8 protein-coding genes are annotated in these 6,544 nt (G+C 62.2%); 3 read left to right on the forward strand and 5 right to left on the reverse strand.

Going from position 1 to position 6,544, the window contains the following annotated elements; all coding sequences use genetic code 11:
* Window positions 1-482 (reverse strand): aldehyde dehydrogenase family protein (locus KHQ28_RS27460; protein ID WP_211777767.1); only part of this gene is annotated, 482 nt, incomplete at its 3' end.
* 101 nt (window positions 483-583) lie between these two features.
* Here KHQ28_RS27460 and KHQ28_RS27465 point away from each other — a divergent pair.
* Entirely contained in the window at window positions 584-1,462 is an 879-nt protein-coding gene (locus tag KHQ28_RS27465; protein WP_064147879.1) for a LysR family transcriptional regulator, read from the forward strand.
* Here the strand turns inward: KHQ28_RS27465 and KHQ28_RS27470 are convergent.
* Window positions 1,416-1,898 (reverse strand): GNAT family N-acetyltransferase, encoded by a 483-nt coding sequence (locus tag KHQ28_RS27470; RefSeq protein WP_032418992.1) that lies wholly within the window; start codon window positions 1,896-1,898, stop codon window positions 1,416-1,418. The genes KHQ28_RS27465 and KHQ28_RS27470 overlap by 47 nt on opposite strands.
* Before the next feature lie 144 nt (window positions 1,899-2,042).
* On the opposite strand from KHQ28_RS27470, the gene KHQ28_RS27475 reads away from it, so the two are divergent.
* Window positions 2,043-2,987: an L-lactate dehydrogenase gene (locus KHQ28_RS27475; RefSeq protein WP_002904491.1), complete on the forward strand. Its 945-nt coding sequence runs from the start codon at window positions 2,043-2,045 to the stop codon at window positions 2,985-2,987.
* A gap of 14 nt (window positions 2,988-3,001) precedes the next feature.
* On the opposite strand, the gene KHQ28_RS27480 is transcribed toward KHQ28_RS27475, so the two are convergent.
* From KHQ28_RS27480 to KHQ28_RS27490, 3 genes are read right to left on the reverse strand one after another with little or no spacing between them, the layout of a single operon-like run.
* Window positions 3,002-3,763: a DeoR/GlpR family DNA-binding transcription regulator gene (locus KHQ28_RS27480; RefSeq protein WP_032418993.1), complete on the reverse strand. Its 762-nt coding sequence runs from the start codon at window positions 3,761-3,763 to the stop codon at window positions 3,002-3,004.
* Window position 3,764: 1 nt separating this feature from the next.
* Window positions 3,765-4,751 (reverse strand): D-threonate 4-phosphate dehydrogenase, encoded by a 987-nt coding sequence (locus KHQ28_RS27485; protein WP_004151623.1) that lies wholly within the window; start codon window positions 4,749-4,751, stop codon window positions 3,765-3,767.
* Window positions 4,744-5,979: a four-carbon acid sugar kinase family protein gene (locus KHQ28_RS27490; RefSeq protein WP_055314448.1), complete on the reverse strand. Its 1,236-nt coding sequence runs from the start codon at window positions 5,977-5,979 to the stop codon at window positions 4,744-4,746. The genes KHQ28_RS27485 and KHQ28_RS27490 overlap by 8 nt, the downstream gene beginning before the upstream one ends.
* Window positions 5,980-6,153: 174 nt before the next feature.
* On the opposite strand from KHQ28_RS27490, the gene KHQ28_RS27495 reads away from it, so the two are divergent.
* Window positions 6,154-6,544 (forward strand): iron-containing alcohol dehydrogenase (locus KHQ28_RS27495; protein ID WP_211777768.1); only part of this gene is annotated, 391 nt, incomplete at its 3' end.

The following is a 6,544-nucleotide window of genomic DNA, read 5'->3' on the forward strand; positions in this document are numbered from 1 at the left end:
TGCTTCAGCAGATAGCTGTTGCCGGCCAGCAGGATCGGCACCGCGCCGCGCATCACCTGCCAGACCGGGAAGTTCCACGGCATCACCGCCAGTATGGCGCCCAGTGGACGATACTCAATCACCGCCTGGTTATTTTCCACCAGGGTAGCTTCCGTCGCCAGCATCGCCGGGCCGTGTTCAGCGTACCAGTCGCAGAGGTTGGCCGATTTCGCCACCTCGCCGCGCGCCTGAGCGATCGGCTTGCCCATCTCAAGGGTGATCATCTGGGCCACCTCTTCACCGCGGGCGCGCAGCGCGGCCCCGATGCGGCGCAGGGCATCGGCGCGGTCGGCAAGCGGCGTCTGACGCCACTGGCGATAGCCCGCCGCGGCGAGCGCGATGGCCGCGTCGACCTCGCGTTCGCTGGCCCACGGCAGCGAGGAGACCACCTCACCGGTAGTCGGATTGACGGAGACGGCGTGCGTTGCAGATAAATTCATCATTATTCTCTCTCGTTGCTTGCGAAGTGTCCGTATTCTGGCTTACCTTTCCATTCATTGAAAATGAATAATATTAAGCAACACATTCACAAAAGAAGAATATCATGGACCTGACTCAGCTAGAGATGTTTAACGCTGTCGCCAGCACCGGCAGCATTACCCAGGCGGCGCAGAAAGTGCATCGCGTGCCGTCCAACCTCACCACCCGCATCCGCCAGCTGGAGGCCGACCTCGGCGTTGAGCTGTTTATCCGCGAGAACCAGCGCCTGCGCCTGTCGCCTGCGGGACACAGCTTTTTGCGCTATAGCCAGCAGATCCTCGCCCTGGTGGACGAGGCGCGAATGGTGGTGGCGGGCGACGAACCCCAGGGGCTGTTTTCACTTGGTTCGCTGGAGAGCACCGCGGCGGTACGGATCCCCAGCACTCTGGCCCACTTTAATCAGCGCTACCCGAAAATTCATCTGGCGCTCTCAACCGGCCCTTCCGGGACGATGATCGACGGCGTACTGGAGGGCGCCCTGAGCGCCGCGTTTGTCGACGGCCCGCTGGTGCATCCGGGCCTGGAGGGGCTGCCGGTGTTCCCTGAAGAGATGATGATCGTCGCCCCCTACGGCCACGCACCCATCACCCGCGCCAGCGAAGTGAACGGGGCCAACGTCTACGCCTTTCGCGCCAACTGTTCCTATCGCCGGCATTTTGAGAGCTGGTTTCATGCCGACAGAGCGACCCCGGGTAGGATCCACGAGATGGAGTCTTACCACGGGATGCTGGCCTGCGTCATCGCCGGCGCCGGCCTGGCGTTGATCCCGCGCAGCATGCTGGAGAGTATGCCCGGCCATCAGCAGGTTTCCGCCTGGCCGCTGGCCGAAGAGTGGCGCTGGCTCACCACCTGGCTGGTGTGGCGCCGGGGCGCCAAAATCCGCCAGCTGGAGGCGTTTATAGCGCTGCTGAACGAAGATCGGCAAACAGTGGTTTCTCCATAAACACGCTGAGCGGATCGGGTTGATACGGCGCAAACGCGCAGCGGGTTTGGTAGCCGTTGCGCGTGTAGAGGGCGATGGCCGCATGCTGATGGATACCGGTCTCCAGGCGCAGGGTATGGCAGTCGCGCTGACGCGCTTTCGCTTCCAGCGCCGCCAGCAGCTTTTCTCCCAGCTGCTGGCCGCGGTGCTGGGGATCGATATAGACCCGCTTCATCTCGCCAAAGCCTTCCTCACTGAGAACAATAGCCCCGCAGCCAACGGCCTCGCCCTGCGGGCTGCGGATCGCCTGGGCGATGACCGTCTGCGGCGGCAGCTGGCTAAGGTCCAGCAGGTGGTTGCTCTCCGCCGGGTAGAGGGTCTCCTGCCAGGCGTCGAGGGCGGCAATCAGGGCGATAAATTCGGCGTCGGTAGGGGCGATGTCGGTGATGGTGTACATAGGTGAGCTCCTTTTTTACCCCACTGTAGCGCGGCCGGCGGCTTTTCCCGACATAGCATTAACTTATATTGCCGCCCGCCTATTGCGCTAACCCACTGAAACACAGTAATTTTATCCCCAGCCGTTCGTACTTGAGATCTGAATATGCACACCAAAGCCCGTAAAGTGATGATTATTGGCGCCGGCAATGTCGGCGCGTCGGCGGCCTACGCCCTGCTCAACCAGAGCATTTGCGAGGAGCTGATCCTCGTCGACCTTAACCAACAGCGCGCTGAGGCCCACGCTCAGGACCTGAGCGACGCCGCGGCCTACCTGCCGGGGATGATGACCATCTCCACCCGCGAGGCCAGCGACTGCGCCGATGTCGATATCGCGGTGATCACCGTCTCCGGCGGCGCGCTGCGCCCCGGCCAGAGCCGGCTGGATGAACTGACCTCCACCGCGAAGATTGTGAAGAGCATTGTGCCGACGATGATGGCCAACGGATTTAACGGCATCTTTCTGGTGGCCACCAACCCCTGCGACATCATCACCTGGCAGGTATGGCAGCTTTCCGGCCTGCCGCGCAGCCAGGTGCTGGGCACCGGCGTCTGGCTGGATACCACCCGCCTGCGTCGCCTGCTGGCGCAGGAACTGGAGATTGGCGCCCAGAGCATCGACGCCTTTATCCTCGGCGAGCATGGCGATACCCAGTTTCCGGTGTGGTCGCACTCCTCGGTATATGGCACGCCAATCGCCGACCTCTACCAGCAGCGCACCGGCCTGCCGCTCGATCGCGAGGCGATGGCTGACAAAGTGCGCAAGCTGGGATTTGAGATCTACGCGGGTAAAGGCTGCACCGAATATGGCGTGGCAGGGACCATCGCCGAGATCTGCCGCAATATCTTCACCGGCAGCCACCGCGCGCTGGCGGTCTCCTGCATTCTTGACGGCGAGTACGGGGTCAGCGGCGCGGCGGCTGGGGTGCCGGCGGTGCTGGCCCAGGGTGGCGTGAAGCAGATCATTGAACTGCAGCTGGCCGGCGAAGAGCAGGCGAAGTTCAGCCAGTCGATCGCGGTGATCAAGGCCAATATCGCCCGTCTGCCCTGACGGCAGCCTGCGAGTCAGTCGGCAATGATCAGCTGCGGGGAAAGGGTCTCCAGCGCCTCGCGGGTTTTATCCGGCAGGTGGGCGTCGGTCACGATATCGGACAACGACGCCAGCGGAGCGATGTTGAACAGTGACCAGGCGCCGTATTTGGAGCTGTCCGCCAGCAGGATACGCCGCCGGGCATTGGCCATCAGATCGCGCTTCAGGGCGGCCTTTTCCTCCGTCGGGGCGGTGATCCCCTTCTCAAGGTCCCAGCCGTTGCAGCTGACGAAGGCGAGATCGGGCCAGATGGTCTGCAGCAGGCGGCGGCCGTGATCGCCGATGCACGACTGGCTGCTGTCATCGATGCGCCCGCCGATAATCGTCACTTCGATCTGCTTAAATTCCGATAGGAACAGCGCGATATGTAAATCGCTGGTGATCACCCGCAGCGGCAGATGGGTGATCTGCCGCGCCAGCTCAATCATGGTGGTGCCGGCGTCAAGCACAATGGCGTCGCCGGCTTTCACCAGCGCTGCCGCCGCACTGGCGATAGCCTGCTTCTCAAGCGGACTACGCTGGGCTTTCTCCAGCGTCGTCGGCTGGGAAGGAATAAACCGGTTCAGCGTCACCCCGCCATGCGTTCGGCTGATCACCCCTTCCTGATCGAGTTTGATCAGGTCGCGGCGAATGGTGGCCGGCGAGGCGTTGGTCGCCGCCACCAGCTGGTCGACTGTCACCAGATTATGGCTTTTCAGGAAGTCCATAATCTGCTCTAACCGGTTATATCCCTTCATGTTATTCCTGCGCGATGTGCATGGCGAGCTCAATGGAGGTTGCCATGCTCTCAGACTTCGCTTTACCTGTCCAGGCAATATCAAACGCAGTGCCATGATCCGCGGAGGTACGGATAAACGGCAGCCCGGCGGTAATATTCACCCCGTCATAGAATCCCAGCAGCTTCAGCGGAATATGCCCCTGGTCGTGATACATCGCCACTACCATGTCGTACATGCCTTCGTGACACTGCATAAACACCGTGTCCGGCGGACAGGGGCCGGTCACCTCCACTCCCTTCGCCCGCATGGCGGCGACCGCCGGGGCGACGATACGGATCTCTTCATCGCCAAACAGGCCGTTCTCCCCGGCGTGCGGGTTAACGCCGGCGACCGCGATGCGCGGACGCGGATAGCCGACGCGGCGCAGAAAGCGATCCGCCACGCCAATCACCGTCTCAATCCGCGGCTGGTTGAGGGTATCGAGGAACTGGCGCAAGGAAATATGGGTAGTGATATGGATAACCTTAAGCTTCTCGGTATAGAGCACCATGGCGTAATCGGTAGTCTGCGTCAGGTGGGCCAGCAGTTCGGTATGGCCGGGATAAGCGTGCCCGGCGAGATGCAGCGCCTCTTTATTCAGCGGCGCGGTAGCGATGGCCGCGACCGCGCCCTCCAGCGCCAGCGCGGTCGCCCGCCTGATGCAGCGAAACGCGAGATCCCCTGCCTGGGCCTGGACTTCGCCAGGGCGCAGCCCCTGCGGGTCGCTGAGTGGTTCATCAATGACGTTGATGGTCGCTGGGGAGAAACTCGCCTCGGCGGGATGGTCAATGATGCGCAGCTCCGCACGCGGTGTGATATTTAGCGCCAGGATCCGCCGCAGCGTCTGCGCGCAGCCCACCACCACCACCGGCGCGCCGCTCAGCGCCCCCTCGGCGAGGGATTTGATAATAATCTCCGGACCAATCCCTGCCGGGTCGCCCATTGTCACTGCAATCATCTTAGACACTCAGTTTCTCCTCAATAAAATTCACAACATGTAACAGCGTGGTGTCGGTGCCGAATCCTCCGGCTTTGGTCATCACCGGCCGCGACCAGCGGCCGCCGAGAAAATGCCCGTATGGAACGCACTCCGCCACCCGGCCGCGGATCTGAAACCCTGTGGCGCCGAGCGCGTGCGCGACGGCGATGGCTACATCGCCGCCGGAAAGATACAGCGCGCCAGGGGAAGACTGCGCCACCGCCTGCGCCGTGACGTCGGCAAGCCAGGCGCAGATGTGCTCCCCGTAGGCGGCGCGGCTGAGGCCGCGTTCACGGCACCGGGCTTCAATCCCTTGCCGGACGGCGTGATTCGGGCGGGTGGTCACCACGCAGTGCTGGCCCTCGCGCAGCGCCCCGGCGATCCGTGAAGCTTCCTCCTTTGGCGATCCGCTAAAGGCCTGTTCGATATCAATTTCAATCACCCGTACTCGGGAATGGACCTGCAGCGCAGCAACCTGACGCTGCGCCATCTCGCTCATCGAACCGACCACCGCCAGCAGCGGGCCCTGCTCGCTGCGGCGCAGGCGGCGAGCCAGCGCCTCGCAGAGACCCGCCGAGCCGACCAGCAGGGTCTCCCGCGCATGGGGCGCAACGGCGTCGATCACCTGGTCCAGATGGCTGTCTTCCCAGGCGTCGACAATCAACACTCGCTTTTCCTCGCCCGCCGTCGCTAATGCCGCCGGAAGCTGGCCAGCGTTCAGGGTCAGACAGGGAAGACGGCTCTGCATAGCGATAATTTCGCTAATCTCCGCCCGGCTCACCGGCGTTTTCGGATCGCTGGCAAATTCGGTCTGATCGAGGGGCACGCCATGCACATAGCAGCGCCCGTCCCGGGTATGCCGCCCGGCTGCCGGATAAGCCGGGGCCACCACCGCCATCCGGCAGCCTTGCGCCGCCATCATTGACTCCAGTTCGCCGCCGGGATTACCGCGCAGCGTGGAGTCGATCTTCTTTACCTGCCAGTGCGGGACGAATGTCGCCGCGCCGCGCAGCAGAGCGGCGACCTTGTCCGCCGCCGCGGCGGCGGTCATCGCCCTGCTGTCGCTGTTGAGAATTAATGCCCGGGCGGTTGATGGCTGTCCGGCGGTGAAGGCCACTTCCACCGACATACCCGCCTCCGCCAGGCTGACCCCGGCGTCATTGGCCCCGGTAAAGTCATCCGCCAGCACCAGCACTCTGTTATTGCCGTCGTTCATTGTCCTGCCTTGTAGTCGATAAAATCTTAAATTGATTATATTCAATCATATTTGATTAAATGTGAGCAAGCTCAAGTTATTAAGTTGCCGTATAAATTATAACTTTTCCCCATCAGACGAGTAGCAAGATTTATGAATGATTGAATTCAATCAATTACTACCAAGGAGAAACGCGTGGCGACGATACACAGCACAATCATCAGCGGGGCTGGCGCCTCATCGGCCCTGCTCCCGCTGCTGGCCGGTAAAACCTCAATCCTGCTGGTGACCGACAAGAACGTCGGGGCGCTGGAGGCAACCCAGGCGATTCATCGCCTGCTGGCGGCTGAAGGGCGTGAAGTTGAGGTCATTGACAGCGTGCCAGCGGAGCCCAACCATCACGATGTTACGCAGATCGTCAGCCAGCTGGGCGCCAGCCAGCCGCAGATGGTCGTTGGTATCGGCGGGGGGAGCGTACTGGATGTAGCAAAACTGCTGTCAGTACTTCTGCACCCTGAGGCGCCCTCGCTGACGGCCCTGCTGGCAGGCGAGCAGCCGCAACGACGAATTTGCTCATTGTTAATCC

It is taken from the genome of Klebsiella sp. 28 (genome assembly GCF_018223905.1).
Classification (GTDB): Bacteria; Pseudomonadota; Gammaproteobacteria; order Enterobacterales; family Enterobacteriaceae; genus Klebsiella; species Klebsiella pneumoniae.

What these genes read in the sequence shown, in the direction of transcription:
- KHQ28_RS27465 (WP_064147879.1), top strand. Translation starts at nt 584, where the DNA reads ATGGACCTGACTCAGCTAGAGATGTTTAACGCTGTCGCCAGCACCGGC.
- KHQ28_RS27470 (WP_032418992.1), bottom strand. Translation starts at nt 1,898, where the DNA reads ATGTACACCATCACCGACATCGCCCCTACCGACGCCGAATTTATCGCC.
- KHQ28_RS27475 (WP_002904491.1), top strand. Translation starts at nt 2,043, where the DNA reads ATGCACACCAAAGCCCGTAAAGTGATGATTATTGGCGCCGGCAATGTC.
- KHQ28_RS27480 (WP_032418993.1), bottom strand. Translation starts at nt 3,763, where the DNA reads ATGAAGGGATATAACCGGTTAGAGCAGATTATGGACTTCCTGAAAAGC.
- KHQ28_RS27490 (WP_055314448.1), bottom strand. Translation starts at nt 5,979, where the DNA reads ATGAACGACGGCAATAACAGAGTGCTGGTGCTGGCGGATGACTTTACC.